15 protein-coding genes are annotated in these 14,877 nt (G+C 66.4%); 6 read left to right on the forward strand and 9 right to left on the reverse strand.

Going from position 1 to position 14,877, the window contains the following annotated elements; translation table 11 throughout:
• Window positions 1-2 precede the first annotated feature (2 nt).
• The 9 genes from M2335_RS01915 to M2335_RS01955 form a co-directional block, all read right to left on the reverse strand.
• Window positions 3-1,778, reverse strand: coding sequence for an SLC13 family permease (locus tag M2335_RS01915; protein WP_264593603.1), 1,776 nt, complete (start codon window positions 1,776-1,778; stop codon window positions 3-5).
• 131 nt (window positions 1,779-1,909) lie between these two features.
• Window positions 1,910-2,593: an N-acetylmuramoyl-L-alanine amidase gene (locus tag M2335_RS01920; protein ID WP_264595342.1), complete on the reverse strand. Its 684-nt coding sequence runs from the start codon at window positions 2,591-2,593 to the stop codon at window positions 1,910-1,912.
• 53 nt (window positions 2,594-2,646) lie between these two features.
• The gene (locus M2335_RS01925) at window positions 2,647-3,540 is read right to left on the reverse strand and encodes a CheR family methyltransferase (RefSeq protein WP_264593604.1); all 894 of its coding nucleotides are present in this window, start codon (window positions 3,538-3,540) and stop codon (window positions 2,647-2,649) included.
• Window positions 3,537-4,625: a chemotaxis protein CheB gene (locus tag M2335_RS01930; protein ID WP_264593605.1), complete on the reverse strand. Its 1,089-nt coding sequence runs from the start codon at window positions 4,623-4,625 to the stop codon at window positions 3,537-3,539. Before M2335_RS01930 ends, M2335_RS01925 begins: the two co-directional genes overlap by 4 nt.
• A gap of 19 nt (window positions 4,626-4,644) precedes the next feature.
• On the reverse strand, window positions 4,645-5,010 hold the full coding sequence (locus M2335_RS01935) for a response regulator (protein ID WP_264593606.1): 366 nt from the start codon (window positions 5,008-5,010) through the stop codon (window positions 4,645-4,647).
• A gap of 78 nt (window positions 5,011-5,088) precedes the next feature.
• Window positions 5,089-5,529 (reverse strand): chemotaxis protein CheW, encoded by a 441-nt coding sequence (locus M2335_RS01940; RefSeq protein ID WP_264593607.1) that lies wholly within the window; start codon window positions 5,527-5,529, stop codon window positions 5,089-5,091.
• Window positions 5,526-7,973: a chemotaxis protein CheA gene (locus M2335_RS01945; protein WP_264593608.1), complete on the reverse strand. Its 2,448-nt coding sequence runs from the start codon at window positions 7,971-7,973 to the stop codon at window positions 5,526-5,528. The genes M2335_RS01940 and M2335_RS01945 overlap by 4 nt, the downstream gene beginning before the upstream one ends.
• A gap of 92 nt (window positions 7,974-8,065) precedes the next feature.
• Window positions 8,066-8,719, reverse strand: coding sequence for a histidine phosphotransferase family protein (locus M2335_RS01950; protein WP_181561590.1), 654 nt, complete (start codon window positions 8,717-8,719; stop codon window positions 8,066-8,068).
• A gap of 9 nt (window positions 8,720-8,728) precedes the next feature.
• The gene (locus M2335_RS01955) at window positions 8,729-9,223 is read right to left on the reverse strand and encodes a M67 family metallopeptidase (protein ID WP_264593609.1); all 495 of its coding nucleotides are present in this window, start codon (window positions 9,221-9,223) and stop codon (window positions 8,729-8,731) included.
• 70 nt (window positions 9,224-9,293) lie between these two features.
• Here M2335_RS01955 and M2335_RS01960 point away from each other — a divergent pair, with 70 nt between their 5' ends.
• The 6 genes from M2335_RS01960 (at window position 9,294) to ligA (ending at window position 14,877) form a co-directional block, all read left to right on the forward strand.
• Window positions 9,294-10,193: an RluA family pseudouridine synthase gene (locus M2335_RS01960; protein WP_413716131.1), complete on the forward strand. Its 900-nt coding sequence runs from the start codon at window positions 9,294-9,296 to the stop codon at window positions 10,191-10,193.
• A gap of 52 nt (window positions 10,194-10,245) precedes the next feature.
• The gene (gene rpoH / locus M2335_RS01965) at window positions 10,246-11,154 is read left to right on the forward strand and encodes an RNA polymerase sigma factor RpoH (RefSeq protein ID WP_181561196.1); all 909 of its coding nucleotides are present in this window, start codon (window positions 10,246-10,248) and stop codon (window positions 11,152-11,154) included.
• 62 nt (window positions 11,155-11,216) lie between these two features.
• Window positions 11,217-12,542 (forward strand): hypothetical protein, encoded by a 1,326-nt coding sequence (locus tag M2335_RS01970; protein WP_264593611.1) that lies wholly within the window; start codon window positions 11,217-11,219, stop codon window positions 12,540-12,542.
• A gap of 70 nt (window positions 12,543-12,612) precedes the next feature.
• On the forward strand, window positions 12,613-12,999 hold the full coding sequence (crcB, locus tag M2335_RS01975) for a fluoride efflux transporter CrcB (RefSeq protein ID WP_264593612.1): 387 nt from the start codon (window positions 12,613-12,615) through the stop codon (window positions 12,997-12,999).
• Window positions 12,996-14,237 carry an RluA family pseudouridine synthase gene (locus M2335_RS01980; RefSeq protein WP_264593613.1) on the forward strand — a complete coding sequence of 414 codons (1,242 nt, stop codon included), beginning with the start codon at window positions 12,996-12,998 and terminating at the stop codon, window positions 14,235-14,237. Before crcB ends, M2335_RS01980 begins: the two co-directional genes overlap by 4 nt.
• 238 nt (window positions 14,238-14,475) lie before the next feature.
• The gene (ligA, locus tag M2335_RS01985) at window positions 14,476-14,877 is read left to right on the forward strand and encodes a protocatechuate 4,5-dioxygenase subunit alpha (RefSeq protein ID WP_264571743.1); all 402 of its coding nucleotides are present in this window, start codon (window positions 14,476-14,478) and stop codon (window positions 14,875-14,877) included.

A 14,877-nucleotide genomic window follows, 5' to 3' on the forward strand; every position in this document is an offset into this window, starting at 1 on the left:
CCTTATTGCAGTGGCCAGGTCCAGATGATGAGCGGGGTGCCGATGAGCACCACCAGTAGCGAAAGGGGTGCGCCCAGGCGGGCATAGTCGCTGAAGCGGTAGCCGCCGGGGCCGAGGACCAGCGTGTTGCACTGATGGCCGATGGGCGTGAGGAAATCGCAGCCCGCGCCGACGGCGGTGGCGATGAGGAAGGCTTCCGGCCGGTAGCCGAGGTCGTGCGCGAAGACGCCGGCGATGGGGGCCATCACCAGCACCGTCGCGGCATTGTTGAGGAACGGCGTCACGGCCATGGCTGCGACCAGAATCAGTGCGACGGCGCCCCAGGGGGGAAGGGCAGCGGCGACATGAGCGAGATTGGTGGCGATGACATCAGACGCGCCGGTGCTGCGGATGCTGTCGCTGACCGGGATGAGCGCGGCGAGCATGATGAGGATGGGCCACTCGACCGCATCATAGGCTTCCCGCACCGGCAACGCGCCGCTGATGACGGTGAGCGCGGCTGCGGCGAAGAAGGCGATGGCTACCGGCACATAACCGCTCGCCGTGGCCGTCATGGCGACGGCGAGGATCAGCAGCGGCAGCCAGCCGCGGTGTGACTTGCCCAGCTTGACGCCCCGCTCCGCCAGCGGCAGCGCGCCCAGATCGCGCAGCCGCGCCGGCAGCAGCCCAAGCGGCCCCTGCAGCACGATGACATCGCCCGCGCGCAGATTGATCTCCCCCAGCTTGCGCCCGAGCATCTGCCCGGCGCGCGAGACGGCGATGAGGTTGACGCCATAGCGCTGCTGGAGGAGCAGCCGCTCTGCGCTCTGCCCGACCAGCGGGGACTCGGCCGTCACGACTGCCTCGGTGACGCCGATCTCGTCCCCTTCACTGCCCTCAGGCAGATCGCGCGTCTCGCCATCCAGCTCCAGCGCGTCGCGGGCGATGACCCGCTCCAGCGCATCCGGCTCGCCATAGAGAATCAGCACGTCGCCTTCCTGCAACCGCGCATTGCCCTGCGTCGAGAGCGGACGCCGGCCGCGCAGACGGCTGGTGATCTGCACCTCATGATCGTGGCGCTTGAGGAAGGCGGCGATCGTCTCACCGTCGGGCGGCGTGTCTTCGCGCACCGTCGCTTCGGTGACATAGCCGGAGATGTCCATGGCATCGCCCATGGTCGCCGCGCCGCGCCGATCGCGCGGGAGCAGCCGGTAGCCGAAGCGCAGGAACAGCAGGCCGACGATGAACAGGCCGAAGCCCGTCGGGAAATAATCGAACATGCCGAAGGGCTCGCCAGTCATCTCCGTGCGCACGCGGCTGACGATGATGTTCGGCGAGGTGCCGACCAGCGTCATCAGCCCGCCCAGCAGCGAGGCGAAGGCCATGGGCATGAGGAAGACCGAGGGACTGGCGTTGTTGCGCTTGGCCATCTGGAAGGCGGCGGGCATCAGCATGGCAAGCGCGCCGACATTCTTGACCAGCGCCGAGGCCGTGCCGACCGTGGCGGTAAGCAGCAGCAGTTGCGAGCGGACATGGCGCACACGGCCCGCGACGAATTTCAGCCCCACCTCGATCGCGCCGGAGCGCTGCACGGCGGCCGAAAGTACCAGCGCCGAGCCAACGATGATGACGATATCGTCCGAGAAGCCGGAGAAGGCGTCGGCCGGATCGACAATGCCGATCAGGACCGCGAAGAGCAGAACGATGACAGCCGTGACATCATAGCGGAAGCGCCCCCACAGGAAGAGCACCATCATGCCGGCAAGCGTGGCGATAGAGAGCCATTGCGGCCCGGTCATCGCATTCTCCCCCCAAGCCCGTCGCGGCGCTGCGCGACCACCCTCGCTGTCATCATCCCCGCCAAACGCCCGAAATGGATTTCAGTGTGCGGGCACTGAAAAATATTCCGGTCCGTCTTGTCCGATCGCGCTCAGTCGTCGCCGCGGGGCCTTGGCAGCAGCAGCGCGAGCAGGATGGCGCGGCATTCCCCGTCGATCACGCCGTCGATCAATTCCGGCCGGAAACGGCGCTGGAACGCCGTCACCGCGGCTTCCGGCTCGGCGATATCATAGCCGAATCGCTCGAGCGCGAGCATGAAGGCGCCGTCGCTCCAGAGTGGGTCCATGAGATTGCGGGTCGGGCGCGGCAGGGCGAGGCGCAGCCGGGAGAGCTTGCTCCAGGGGAACAACTCGCCGGGGTCCTGCTTGCGTGCGGGCGCCACATCGCTGTGGCCGACGACATTGCCGCGCGTGATGCGGTGGCGCTGCATGATGTCGTGGACGAGCGGGATCAGCGCATCGATCTGCGCCTGCGGGAAGGGCCGATAGCCCCATTCATGGCCAGGATTGACGATCTCGATGCCGATGCTCGCGGAATTGACGTCGGTGATGCCGCGCCACCAGGCTCGTCCGGCGTGCCAGGCGCGCTTGGTCTCGTCGACCATGCGGACCACCTTGCCCTCCTCCGTGACGACATAATGGGCGGAGACCTTGCTATCCGGATTGGCCATCCAGTTGATCGCGCTCTGGGCGTCCGGCATCCCCGTATAGTGCAGGACGAGGATGGAAACCGGGAGCGTTCGGTCGTCAAAATTGGGTGACGGCGTCTCGATCATGCAGAACTGGGCCACTTTCCTTGCGCATGCCGGCATGTTGCCGGGCGGTGCGGTCAGCCCTGTCCTAGCTCAATGGCGGGTGCGGAGGAAGCGCCGCCTGCAGGCAGCATCATGCGCGGTTGATCGGGCCGGGCTTCACGGGCCTGATAAAGGCAGCTGAGGCCCCGGCAGGCCAAAAAGCCGGCCTCAGCACAGGCCATTTCGCCGGCCCCGAGCGCGAGATAGCCGCCGGGCCGAACCCGGCTGGACAGCGTTTTCCACGCGCGGCGGCGCCTCTCTTCGGAAAAGTAAAAGAGCACGTTGCGGCACAGGATGAGATCGAACGGGCCTGCGCCATGAACGGGGTCGAGCAGATTGTCCTGCTGGAACACGATCATTTGCTGAAGCTCGCCGGCAATCTGCCATTCGTTGTCGACGGGATGGAACCAGCGCAGCAATTCGCTGATCGGCAGGCCGCGCTGCATGTCCATCTGCGAAAACCGACCGCGCTTTGCCTTGGCGATCGCGAGGGCCGATACGTCCGTGGCGTGGATGCTGACCGTGCAATCGGCCAGCGCGGCCGAGCGGTGGACGATCATGGCCAGCGAATAGGCTTCCTGCCCGGTCGAGCACCCGCCGCACCAGATGCGCAGTCGCCGATCCGTGCGCGTCCGGGCGAGTGCGGGCAGGACGCTGTTTTCGATCGCGTGGAAGACGCTGACGTCCCGGAAGAACGAGCTTTCGTGATTGAGCAGGGCGTCAATCACTTCGGCCTGCAGGAGCCCGTGAGGCGCCCGATCAATCGCGTTCACGAGCTCTTCCAGAGTACGCAGCCCGTGCGCGCGCAGCAGCGGTCGCAGCGACGTTTCGATACGCCATCGCCGGGCTTCCGAGAGCGTCTGCCCGGTCTCCCGGTGGAGCAATTCGGCCAGGCGACAGGCGGCGTTGGAAACTGACTGCATGGTCATGCGCCTGCCTGCCATTGCTGCAGGATCAACTCGGCAATCTGAGCGGGGGGCAGAATGGCACTGGCGAGACCTCCCTTCACGACCGAACCGGGCATGCCCCATACCGCGCTCGACTGATGGTCCTGCGCGATCAGCCAGCCGTCCGCGCCGACAATGGCTTGCGCGCCAGCCAGTCCGTCGCGTCCCATGCCGGAGAGGATGACGCCGCAGGCGCCGCGTCCATAATGGCGCGCCAGGGCGGTGAACATCGGGTCGACCGCCGGGAAGCTCTCATGCAGGCAGCGCTGGGTGCTCAATCGCACCAGTATTTGCCCGCGCGCGCCTTTGCCGAGCGAAAGATGGGCAGTGCCCGCTGCCAGATGGATGGTACCCGGCTGCACCGGCATGGCCTGTTCCGCCAGAACCACGGGCAGATGTGTGGCGCGGCGGAGCTGTTCTGCCAGCAGCGGCTGGAAGCTGGCAGGCAGATGCTGGGTAATGAAGATGGGAAAGGCCGGATTGTCCTCAAGGCCCTTGATGACCGAGAGGATTGCGCTGATCCCGCCGGTCGATCCGCCGATGGCCACGGCGCGCACGAGCGTGCCGGGCGGCCGCAGGCGGGCGCTTGCCTCGTCGAACCGCTCCGGGGTGCGGCTTCGTTCGGCCGCCGGCGCCAGATGGGCCAGGCGATCGAGCAGATGTTCCACGAATTGCGGGCTGAAATGGCCGGCGCTGGGCTTGGCGACGACATCACCGGCACCCAAAGCCAACGCCTGCAAGGCGACCTCGCTGCCCTCGCTGCACGAGCCGCTGAGCAGCACCACCTGCCGGCGCTGATCGGGGCCAAGCAGGTGAGGAAGCACCTGCAAGCCGTCCAGCTCGGGCATGTCGATATCGAGAAGCACCAGGTCCACCGACTTTCTGGCCACGAAAGCCAGAGCCTGCTTTCCGCTGGCGACCGTCCCGACCACGCGGAAGCGCGGATCTTCGCCCAGCACCCGGCCAAGCACGCGCCGGACGACCAGCGAATCATCGACGATCAGCACATCGATGCGCGAACCATCGGTTCCGGAGCTGGCATCGGACAGGAGGGCAGCGCACGCCATTCCCGGCGCTCCCGAGCCCCTAGAGAATCCCGACGATCTGGAGCTTGCTCTCCAGCGTGTCGCGATCGAAGGGCTTCATGACATATTCGTCGGCACCGGCATCGACGGCGGCGCGGATATGGTCCACGCCATTCTCGGTGGTGCAGAAGATCACCTTGGGCGGCTGGGCGAAATTGCGGCGGGAGAGTTCCTTGAGGAATTCCAGGCCACTCATCACCGGCATGTTCCAGTCGAGCAGCACCACGTCCGGCACCTGGCCTTCGCACATGTCCAGCGCCTCACGCCCGTCCTGCGCTTCGTGAACGTCGAGATCGAGGGATTCGAGAATGTGGCGCGCCACCTTCCGGATCACCTTGGAGTCATCGACAATGAGGCAGTTCGGCATGAGTCGCGACCCCTGATACTTGCTTGGCTACGTAACCTACGGGCAGAGCGTGTCATTTTGGTAAATTCGTTAAATATCTCAGGCGGCCAGCGCGCCAGACGGGGCGTTGGTGAAATCGGCGAGTGTGAGCAGAAGATGGCTGCGGCCATCATAATCGACGAGGCCGGAAACGAACGGCCGCCAGACAGGATCGATGCGGCCGCGCAATGGCTGCACGCCGCCCTGCGCCTGGCAGATATCGGTCACGGCATCGATGAGGAAACCATAGCTGTGCCCGGCAATGTCTGCGACGATCGCCAGCGGTGCGGTCTGTGCATCCGCCGCCGTGCCAAAGATGCGCGATTGCAGATCGATCACGGTGAGCACCCGGCTGCGCAGCGCCGCCAGCCCGCGCACATGCACAGGCGCTAAGGGCACGGGTACGATGTCCCCCAGCCGCACCACGGCTTCGATGGCACAGGCACGCACGGTAATCGGGGCGCCCGCGATGGACGCGAACAGGAACAGCGAGTCGGTCATGCGGCCTTCCGTGCGAAGCTGGAGATCGCCGCCATCAGCCCGGCGCGGTCATAGCGGTAGATGGAAGGCGGCGCGTCAGGGTCGGCGGGCAGCTGCGGCTGATCCCGCAGGGCAAGCACCGGAACGCCCATGGGTGCAGGGGCATGTCCACTCCCATATAGTACGACATCGGGCGGCGCGTCGCCTGTGGCGCCCAGAACGACGTCATAGCCGGCCTGCACGAGCAGCGGCGCCAGGATGTTGCGCATCCACGGGTCTTCGACATCGGCGATCATGCAGCGCACGGCCTGCGCGGCGTCAGAGGTCGGGCGGGCCGCGACCTCCTCGAACAGCGTGAACGGATCGACCAGTTCCAGTTGCTGCTCGCCGACCAGCACCAGGCCGGCGATCCGTCCCCGGCCGATCGGCACGTCCAGCCGGGCGGGAATTTCGAGGATGTCCAGCACCTCCTCGATGAGGAAGATGAGCAGATCGCGCCCGTCATGCAGGCGCATGGCCTTGAGCACACCGGTCTCATCCGGGCGGACATTGAGCGCCGGCAACAGGCGCTCCTCGATCCGCGCGAATGCGCGCCCCTCCGAGCGGCCGATCTGCGCACAGTCCAGTTCCTCGACGCGCTCGACGATGGGCAGCGGCATCAGCCGTTCCACGCCATCCCGGTCGCGATAGAAGAGCACCTGCAAGGTGTCGATGGCCTCGGTCGGTTCCTGGTTGTGATGATCCCGGCGCGCCTTGTCGGCATCGACCACGGGCAATTGCGCGATCTGGAACAGCCCGGTAGCGTCGAGCAGCAACATTGGCTGGCCGTTGTCGGGGAGCGTCATGCCCGCAAATGCCCCGGCGGATGCGATCACCGGTGAGGCCGGGCGAATGACCAGTTCCTCATTGCTGTCGACGGTTTCGACACCCAGCACATAATTTTGGCCGGCCGAGGAGCGAATGACCATCAAGGTCCGCGGCCCGTTCGCTTCTGCCTGACGGGCAAGGCCCAGCACGTCCTCAAGCGCCACAACCGGATGACGCTCGCCGCGAATGGTCGCGATGCGTCCGCCGGCGACCTCCTCGACCGAGACCATGGCGCTGTTTTCGTGAATGAGTTCCACGACATTGCCACGCGGCATGGCGAAGGTCTGGCCGCCGCACCGCACGATCAGGCCGGGAATGATGGTCAGTGTCAGCGGTACGCGCATGGTGATCACGGTGCCGTCGCCGGGCGCGGTCGTGATGTCGATCACGCCGCCGATCTGCTCGATATTGGCCCGCACGACATCCATGCCGACTCCACGCCCGGAGATGGAGGTCACCTCCCGCGCCGTGCTGAGGCCGGGCAGGAAGATCAGGTTCAGCTTTTCGGCGTCGCTCATCCCGGCCGCCTCGGCAGCGGTGACAAGCCCGGCCGCGACCGCCCGATCGACCAGGGCCGCCCGGTCCATGCCGCGCCCGTCGTCGGCCACCTCGATGACGATTTGGTTGCCCGATTGACGGGCGACGATGTTCAGGCGCCCGACGTCCGGCTTGCGGGCGGCGATGCGGTCCGCCGGCAGCTCAAGACCGTGATCGAGCGCATTGCGGACGATGTGGGTGAGCGGGTCGGCGACCATCTCGATCATTTCGCGGTCCATCTCGACATCGCCGCCGTCGAGAGTCACGGTGACCTTCTTGCCCAGCTCGCGGCTGAGGTCGCGCACCATGCGCGGGATGGCCGCATACAGGCGGTCGACCCGCTGCATGCGCGTCTTGCTGATCATGTCGCGCAGGTCCGCGACATTGGTCGACATCCGCTCGAAGCTGCTCTCCACATCCGGCGCGACGCCATGGTCGCGCATCCGGCGCGCCAGATCGTTGCGGGCGAGCACCATGTCGGAGATGCCGTTCATCAGCTGATCGATGAGAGCCAGCGGCAGTCGAATCGTGCGCGGCGCTTTGTCGCGCGGTGGGGCGGTTGGTTGCTGCTGGCTGGGCGTCGGGGGAGCGGGTGTCTCTAGCGAGTCCGCGCGCTGCGCGGGCGGTTCGTGGGGCGGGGCCGGCATCGTTGCGGCACGCGCGGCGATCGGGTGAAAGAGCTCGAAGCCGCCGGATCGGAGTGACAGGGCATCCAGCAGCCCGTCATCATCGGCTTCATCCGGGACGGGCTCGCCGCCCAGACCACGCGCCAGCGCGCCGATTCGGTCCATAACCGCCAGCACAGCCGTGACGGTGGCGGGATCGGCCAGCCGTTCGCCGCGCCGGATGGCTGCCAGCACGTCCTCGGCGCCATGCGCCAGCCGCTCGAAACGGGGCAGGTTCAGGAAGCCGCAGCTTCCCTTGACGGTGTGGAAAAACCGGAAAAACGCGTCGAGGCGAGACTTGTCGGTCGGGTCCGCTTCCCACGCGACGACTTCGCCGGAGAGGACCTCCAGCGTTTCAAGAGTTTCCGCAATGAACTCCCCGATGATCTCGTCCATGCCGCCGCCTGTGGTTAACGCGGCGACACCTTTGGGGCCAAGTCGTGAAAGCCCGGTTAAGACCTGCCGGTCGGGCTCTCACACAGGCGGGATCAAGCCGGCAGGCGCGCGCCGAACAGCAGGTGGGGCTCATCAGCGCCCGAGATCATCAGCTCGCCGCCCGCTTCGGTCGCCACCGTGCGGATCATCACGGCTGCGGCCGTGCGGGTGGTCAGATCGCCATGCCCTTCCAGCCCGGCGCGAATGGCGGGGTCGAAGGTGATGCGCGTGCCTTCGCCGCGCACCGCGATCTCGGTCGATCCGCCCTGCTGTTCCGCGCCGATGGCGATCACGCCGCCGCGCGGCAGGGCTTCGCCGGTCAACAGCACCAGATTGAGCAAAAGCTTGGCGGCCGGCTTGGAAAGGCTGTCCCCGGCGATCATCCAGTCGAGCGAGATCTTGCCGCCGGGCGGAAACATGCCTTCCACGGCAGAACGGATCTCGTGCACGGGAATGGCCTCGCCATATCCGCCCCCGGCACCGAAGGCCAAGCGGAAGAATTTGAGCTTGCCCGCCGTCGTCCGGGCGCTGTCCGCCAGCAGCGTGAGGCATTGCTCGCGCATCCGCGGGTCGGTCTCATCGGCAAGCAGCTCGATGCCGTTGTTCAGCGCGCCGACGGGGCTGAGCAGATCATGGCACAGGCGAGAGCAGAGCAGGCTGGCGAAATCGATGGAGTCGGACGCGGTGGATTTGACCAAGACGGGGATATCCTCTCTTCAGGCGATGGCCGTGCCCTCATGGCGCTGCGGGCGCGCGGGTGCAAGCCGCCCATGCGGCGAACCGACCAGTTCGACGGGATCGAAAACGCCATGGATGCGGCCTGACGCAACAACTTGCCAGGCCAGAAGGTCGCCGCGCGCGTCGACGAGCAGCCAGATCTCGCCCGCCGCCCCCGCCATGGCCGCATCGATCGCCGAGGGGACGGCCTCGCCATGGGGATGCGAATGATAATGGCCGACAATGGCCGGCCCGCCCTGGCGCGCCTCGCGATGCGCGGCGATGAGTACGGCCGGATCGACCTCGAAGCGGTGCTCGGGCTGCTCCGCGACATTGGCGGCGGCGCGAAGTTCGGTGATGGCGATGGTAGTCGTTCCGCCTTCCGCGCTGGCGAGGCGCCGCCCCAGCAGCAGGCCGCAGCATTCCAGCGGGGCGGCGGCCTTCGCCTGCGCGCGGATCGCATCGCGCAGCGGTCTTGATATGTGCACGGCCATCCCCAGATATTAGGCCGTGGAAACGGGGGTTACCAGCATTACGGCGCTGATCACGCAGGCCGAGCACGGCATGAGACTGGATCGCGCGCTTGCGAGCGTGCTGCCAGCCCTGTCGCGCGAGCGCGTGAAGGCGTTGATCCTGGCAGGTCAGGTGACCGGGCCGGACGGCCGCCCGGCGGCTGATCCAGCCTACAAGGTGAAGGCCGACATGGCCTTTGCCGTAGAGATTCCGGAGGCGACGCCCGCCGAGGCGCAGCCGCAGGCGATCGATCTGGTGATCGCCCATGAGGATGCGCATCTGATCGTGGTGGACAAGCCGGCGGGCATGGTCGTGCATCCCGCCGCCGGCAACCCGGATGGCACGCTGGTCAATGCCTTGCTCCACCATTGCGCCGGGCAGCTTTCCGGCATTGGCGGGGTAGCGCGGCCCGGCATCGTCCACCGCATCGACAAGGATACCTCCGGTCTGCTCGTCGTCGCCAAGACCGATCAGGCACATGAGGGATTGGCCCGCCAGTTCAAGGATCACAGCATCGACCGGCGCTATCTCGCCATTGTGCAGGGGCGGCCCGCGCCGCCCTCTGGCACGGTCAATCAATGGATCGGCCGCTCGGATGCGGATCGCAAGAAGATGGCAGTGCAGCGCGAGGGGCGCGGCAAGCACGCCATCACTCATTATCGCACGCTCGAGCGACTGGATCGGGCGGCGCTGATCGAGTGCCGGCTGGAGACGGGACGGACCCATCAGGTGCGCGTGCATATGGCCCATCTCGGCCACCCGCTGCTGGGCGATCCGGTCTATGCCCGCGGCGGCATCCACAAGGCGATGCTGGCTGACCTTGGCTTTCGTCGTCAGGCGCTTCATGCGGCCCGGCTGGGCTTCATCCACCCGGTCACAAGCCAGCCTCTCAGCTTTGAAAGCCCGATTACGGATGACATGCAGCAACTGTTCAGCCATCTTTGCGTATAAGGATGAGCGCGATGCCCCTTCTTGTTTGCGCGCTCCAGAAGGATGAAGTTTCGTGAGTAACGGCAGTAATCTCCCTGCAACGATCCCTGCGCTTGGCGGCGATGCAAGCTTGAACCGCTATCTGTCGGAGATTCGCAAGTTCCCGCTCCTCAAGCCCGAGGAGGAGTATATGCTCGCCAAGCGCTATCAGGAGCATGGCGATCCGGAAGCGGCGGCGCGGCTGGTGACGAGCCATCTGCGACTCGTGGCGAAGATCGCCATGGGCTATCGCGGCTATGGTCTGCCCGTCTCCGAGCTGATCTCAGAGGGCAATATCGGCCTGATGCAGGGCGTGAAGAAGTTCGAGCCGGACCGGGGCTTCCGCCTCGCGACCTATGCGATGTGGTGGATTCGCGCGTCGATCCAGGAATTCATCCTGCGCTCGTGGAGCCTCGTGAAGATCGGCACCACGGCGGCGCAGAAGAAGCTGTTCTTCAACCTGCGGCGGATGAAGAACCAGATCGAAGCCTTCGAGGATGGCGATCTGCGCCCCGAGGATGTGACGAAGATCGCGACCGATCTCGGCGTCTCGGAAGATGACGTCATTTCCATGAACCGCCGCATGGCCATGGGCGGCGACACATCCCTCAACGTCTCGATGAACGATGACGGCGAAGGGCAGTGGCAGGACTGGCTGGCGGACGAGGGGCCGTTGCAGGATGAGCGGATTGCCGACGCGCAGGAAAGCGACGTGCGGCACGACATGCTGCTCGATGCAATGGACGACCTCAATGACCGCGAACGGCATATCTTGCAGGAGCGGCGCCTCGCGGAGGAGCCCAAGACGCTCGAGGAGCTGAGCCAGGTCTATGGCGTCAGCCGCGAGCGCGTGCGCCAGATCGAAGTTCGGGCGTTCGAGAAACTGCAGCGCGCCATGTTGCGGATCGCCGGTGAAAAGCGCCTGATGACGGTAGCCGGCTGACGAGTTTGCGGATTGCGCTCGTCGCCTAGGCGAAGGGGCAGTCGTAACGAATAGGGGACGCGATGCAGCGCAAGCGTGCCTCTGGCTCGTGGATGGGATTGGCAGGCCGTAGCCCGCGGCAGCAGGTCTGGCGTGTTCTGGCGATCCTCTTCGTCCTGTTCGTCCTGCCGGTGCTCATCGGCGCGGTGCTGTTCACCAGCGGGGCGCCCCTTGCCGACGCCCGCCCCACGCCAACGCCTCTGCAGGTCGGTGCCGGTCGGGCCGCAATCGAGCAGTTGCAGGCCAGCAGGCAGCGGCCCGGCGGTGTCAGCATGCTCACGCTCGCGCCCACCCATCTCGATGGCTTGGGCGCGCTCGCAACTCATGGTTTCCGCCCTGACCGGCTCGATCTCTATCTCCACGATGAGCGGCTTCATATCGCCGCGAGCCATGCCCTGCCGCTCGGGCGCTGGCTGAATGTCGGTCTGGTCGTAAGCGGCCCAAGTAACGGATTTCCCGAAGTAGAGGCGCGCATCGGCGCGGTCTCGTTGCCGGCATATCCGACCCGGCTGCTGCTGGAGGGGTTGCGTCAGCTGCTGCGTCTGCGCGGCGCCGTGATCCCGCCGCTCGACACGGTCGTGCAGCGCTTCTCCATCCGCAATGGCGCGGTGATGGCGGCGGTGCAGTTGCCGCCCAAGACCGGCCTGCTCGATCAGTTTACTGGCGGTGACGCGGTCGACGGCGCGCAGGTGCTCGATCGCTATTGCGCGCTGGTCGCGCTGCAGGCGCGCGATCCGCAAAGCGACTTTGCCATACAGGTCCGCCGTGCGTTCCCGCCGAGCCAAACCGCAACGTCGGAAACGAATCGGGCGGGCTTTGTCGCGCTTGCGATGCTAGTGGTCGATCCGCGCGCCGGGCAACTGGCCGGGCTGGCGCTGAGCGCCACGCGCCGCTGTCCGCCGCCTGCGACAGCAATCACGCTCCATGGCCGGGACGACCTCCCCAAGCATTGGGCGCTGTCCGCCGCGCTGGCTGCGCAGACCGGTGTGCAGTTCTCATCCGCAATGGGCGAATGGAAGGAACTGGCGGACAGCCTGTCTGCCGCGTCGGCGTTCCAGACCGGCACCGCCTCTGGCTTCTCCTTCGTCGATCTGGCGGCGGACCGCTCCGGCTCCCAGATCGCGCAGGCCGCTGGCGATCCGCGCCGGGCGCAGGACGTGGCGCGACGCCTGGCGACCGCGACGCAGGAACGCCTGCTGCCGCCTGCTCTGCTTCAGAACGACGAGGGGCTGAGCGATGCCGCCTTCGCCGCGCGCTACGGCAGCGTCGAAGACCCGCGCTACGCAAGGCTCGTTGCCGAGGTCGACCGGACAGTGGTGCGGGATGGATTGCTGGCACAACCTGACTGAGCAAGCCCCGGCGCGGCCTCGCAGCGAACGCCCATTTGCCTGTTGCGCAAAAGCGGCTAAGGCGTGGACCATGCTCAATACAGTTCTCGTGATGATCGGCGGCGCCATCGGCGCGGCCCTGCGCTACCAGTTGGGACGCGCGAGCCTGCGCATCATGGGGCCGGGCTACCCCTGGGGTACGCTCGCCGCCAACGTGCTGGGCGGGCTGGCCATGGGCCTTGTCGCGGGCTGGCTGGCCGCGCGCTATCAGGGCCAGCAGGGCGAGCAGATCCGGCTCCTGGTCGCCGTGGGCGTACTCGGCGGCTTCACCACCTTTTCCGCCTTCAGCCTGGAGACGATGCTGATGATCGAGCGCGGCGAAGCGCTGAATGCGCTCAGTTATGTGCTGCTCTCCGTCGCCGCCTCCATCGGCGCGCTTGCGCTGGGGCTCACCCTCATGCGGAGTGCCACGGCATGAGCAAGACCGATCTCGCTGGCGTCCGCCAGTTCACCGTGCGCGCCGAGGACGATGGCATCCGCCTCGACCGCTGGTTCAAGCGCCACATGCCGGAAGTGAGCTTCGCCATCGTCTCGCGCTGGGCGCGGACGGGGCAATTGCGGGTCGATGGTGCTCGCGCGACACCGGGCGACCGCATTGCCGAGGGGCAGACCTTGCGCGTGCCCCCGCTCGATGTCGCTGCGGCAAAGGAAGCCGGCAAGGCACCACGCCCGCGACCCATCCTGACCGAGGATCAGATCAACTTTGCCGAGGGTTTGGTCATCCACCGCGACGCGCAGGCCATCGTCATCAACAAACCGCCGGGCCTTGCCACGCAGGGCGGCACCAAAACGCACGAGCATGTCGACGGACTGCTCGATGCTTTGATGTTCGAGCGCGACGACCGGCCGCGCCTCGTCCACCGGCTGGACAAGGACACCAGCGGTGCGCTGCTGCTCGCTCGCACCTCGCGCAGCGCGGCGCATTTCGCCAAGAGCTTCTCGTCCCGCACGGCGCGCAAGGTCTATTGGGCCATCGTGATGGGCGTGCCTTCCGTCTCGGACGGCTTCATCGACCTGTCGCTCGCCAAGCAGCCGGGCACCGGTGGCGAGAAGATGCATGTCGATGAGAAGGATGGAATGCCCGCGCGCACGCGCTACCGGGTCATCGAGCGCGCCGGCAACCGCGCCGCCTGGGTGGAGCTGCAGCCGCACACCGGCCGCACCCATCAGCTGCGCGTCCATATGGCCGAAATCGGCCACCCGATCGTGGGCGACGGCAAATATGGCGGCAAGGAGGCGTTCCTCAGCGGATCGATCAGCCGCAAGATGCACCTGCACGCCCGGCGCATCCGCATCGACCATCCCGATGGCTCCCCGCTCGATGTGAAGGCCGAGCCGCCCTTCCATTTCGCCGAAACGCTGGCGAGCCTGGGCTTCGACGTGAATGAGGGCGATCTGCCGCTGGAGATCGACATCCAGCCGACCGCCTCCGACCGCAAGGCCGCCGACAAGCGTGCGTCCACCGCCCACGCCAAGGACATGCGCAAGGCTCGCCGTGGGGAACGCCGCTCCCGCAGCGCCCCGGACAAGCCCGAGCGCTTCAAGGGCCCGCCGAAGCCGCGCGGCAAGGGGGCCAAGCCGGCCGGGCCAGCCGCGCGCCCGGGTGCCAAGCGGCCCACCGGCGGCGCACGGCCGCGAAAGCCGGAGCGGGATTAAAGACAAAAGGCGCCGCGGAATGACACCGCCTGCTCCCCTCCTCTTCAGAGGAGGGGCCTGCGTATCCTTTTGAAGCGAGGTGTTCTCGTTCGATTTTGCGCTGCAGGCAGGGCCAATGCGCACGTCCGACAGCATCACCCCGCTTGATTTCGCAGGCGCACAATGACAAGGGCCTCTGCCATTGGAAAGGCGCAGGCCTTCCATTATATTCTTCATTCGACCGATCGAAAGGTCCGCCATGCGCACTCGCCTTTATCCGCTCAGCGAGCTGGAAGACATTCCCGGCACGACCGTGTTCAACGCCCGTCGCTCGCGCGAGGCTTATCACCTGCACAAATTCTGCATGTCGCTGATGGACGCGGGCAACCGCGCCGAGTTCAAGGACCATGAGCGCGCCTATCTCGACAAGTTCAAGATGAGCGAAGAGCAGAAGCGCGCCGTGCAGGATCGCGATTTCAGCAAGCTCATCGATCTGGGCGGTAACATCTACTTCCTCGTCAAGCTCTCCAATACCGACGGCTGGAGCACGCAGCGCGCGGTGAGCTCGATGACCAACATGACGCCCGACGAATATGCCGCGATGATGCGGTCCGGCGGTCGCTCGCCGACTGGCCAGCGCTCCAAGCGGGAGGGCAACTGA

The organism is Sphingobium sp. B12D2B (assembly GCF_025961775.1).
Lineage (GTDB): Bacteria > Pseudomonadota > Alphaproteobacteria > Sphingomonadales > Sphingomonadaceae > Sphingobium.

Excerpts from the sequence above, each read along its gene's own strand:
- M2335_RS01915 (WP_264593603.1), bottom strand. The coding sequence starts at position 1,778 with ATGACCGGGCCGCAATGGCTCTCTATCGCCACGCTTGCCGGCATGATG.
- M2335_RS01920 (WP_264595342.1), bottom strand. The coding sequence starts at position 2,593 with ATGATCGAGACGCCGTCACCCAATTTTGACGACCGAACGCTCCCGGTT.
- M2335_RS01925 (WP_264593604.1), bottom strand. The coding sequence starts at position 3,540 with ATGACCATGCAGTCAGTTTCCAACGCCGCCTGTCGCCTGGCCGAATTG.
- M2335_RS01930 (WP_264593605.1), bottom strand. The coding sequence starts at position 4,625 with ATGGCGTGCGCTGCCCTCCTGTCCGATGCCAGCTCCGGAACCGATGGT.
- M2335_RS01935 (WP_264593606.1), bottom strand. The coding sequence starts at position 5,010 with ATGCCGAACTGCCTCATTGTCGATGACTCCAAGGTGATCCGGAAGGTG.
- M2335_RS01940 (WP_264593607.1), bottom strand. The coding sequence starts at position 5,529 with ATGACCGACTCGCTGTTCCTGTTCGCGTCCATCGCGGGCGCCCCGATT.
- M2335_RS01945 (WP_264593608.1), bottom strand. The coding sequence starts at position 7,973 with ATGGACGAGATCATCGGGGAGTTCATTGCGGAAACTCTTGAAACGCTG.
- M2335_RS01955 (WP_264593609.1), bottom strand. The coding sequence starts at position 9,223 with ATGGCCGTGCACATATCAAGACCGCTGCGCGATGCGATCCGCGCGCAG.
- M2335_RS01960 (WP_413716131.1), top strand. The coding sequence starts at position 9,294 with ATGAGACTGGATCGCGCGCTTGCGAGCGTGCTGCCAGCCCTGTCGCGC.
- M2335_RS01970 (WP_264593611.1), top strand. The coding sequence starts at position 11,217 with ATGCAGCGCAAGCGTGCCTCTGGCTCGTGGATGGGATTGGCAGGCCGT.
- crcB (WP_264593612.1), top strand. The coding sequence starts at position 12,613 with ATGCTCAATACAGTTCTCGTGATGATCGGCGGCGCCATCGGCGCGGCC.
- M2335_RS01980 (WP_264593613.1), top strand. The coding sequence starts at position 12,996 with ATGAGCAAGACCGATCTCGCTGGCGTCCGCCAGTTCACCGTGCGCGCC.
- ligA (WP_264571743.1), top strand. The coding sequence starts at position 14,476 with ATGCGCACTCGCCTTTATCCGCTCAGCGAGCTGGAAGACATTCCCGGC.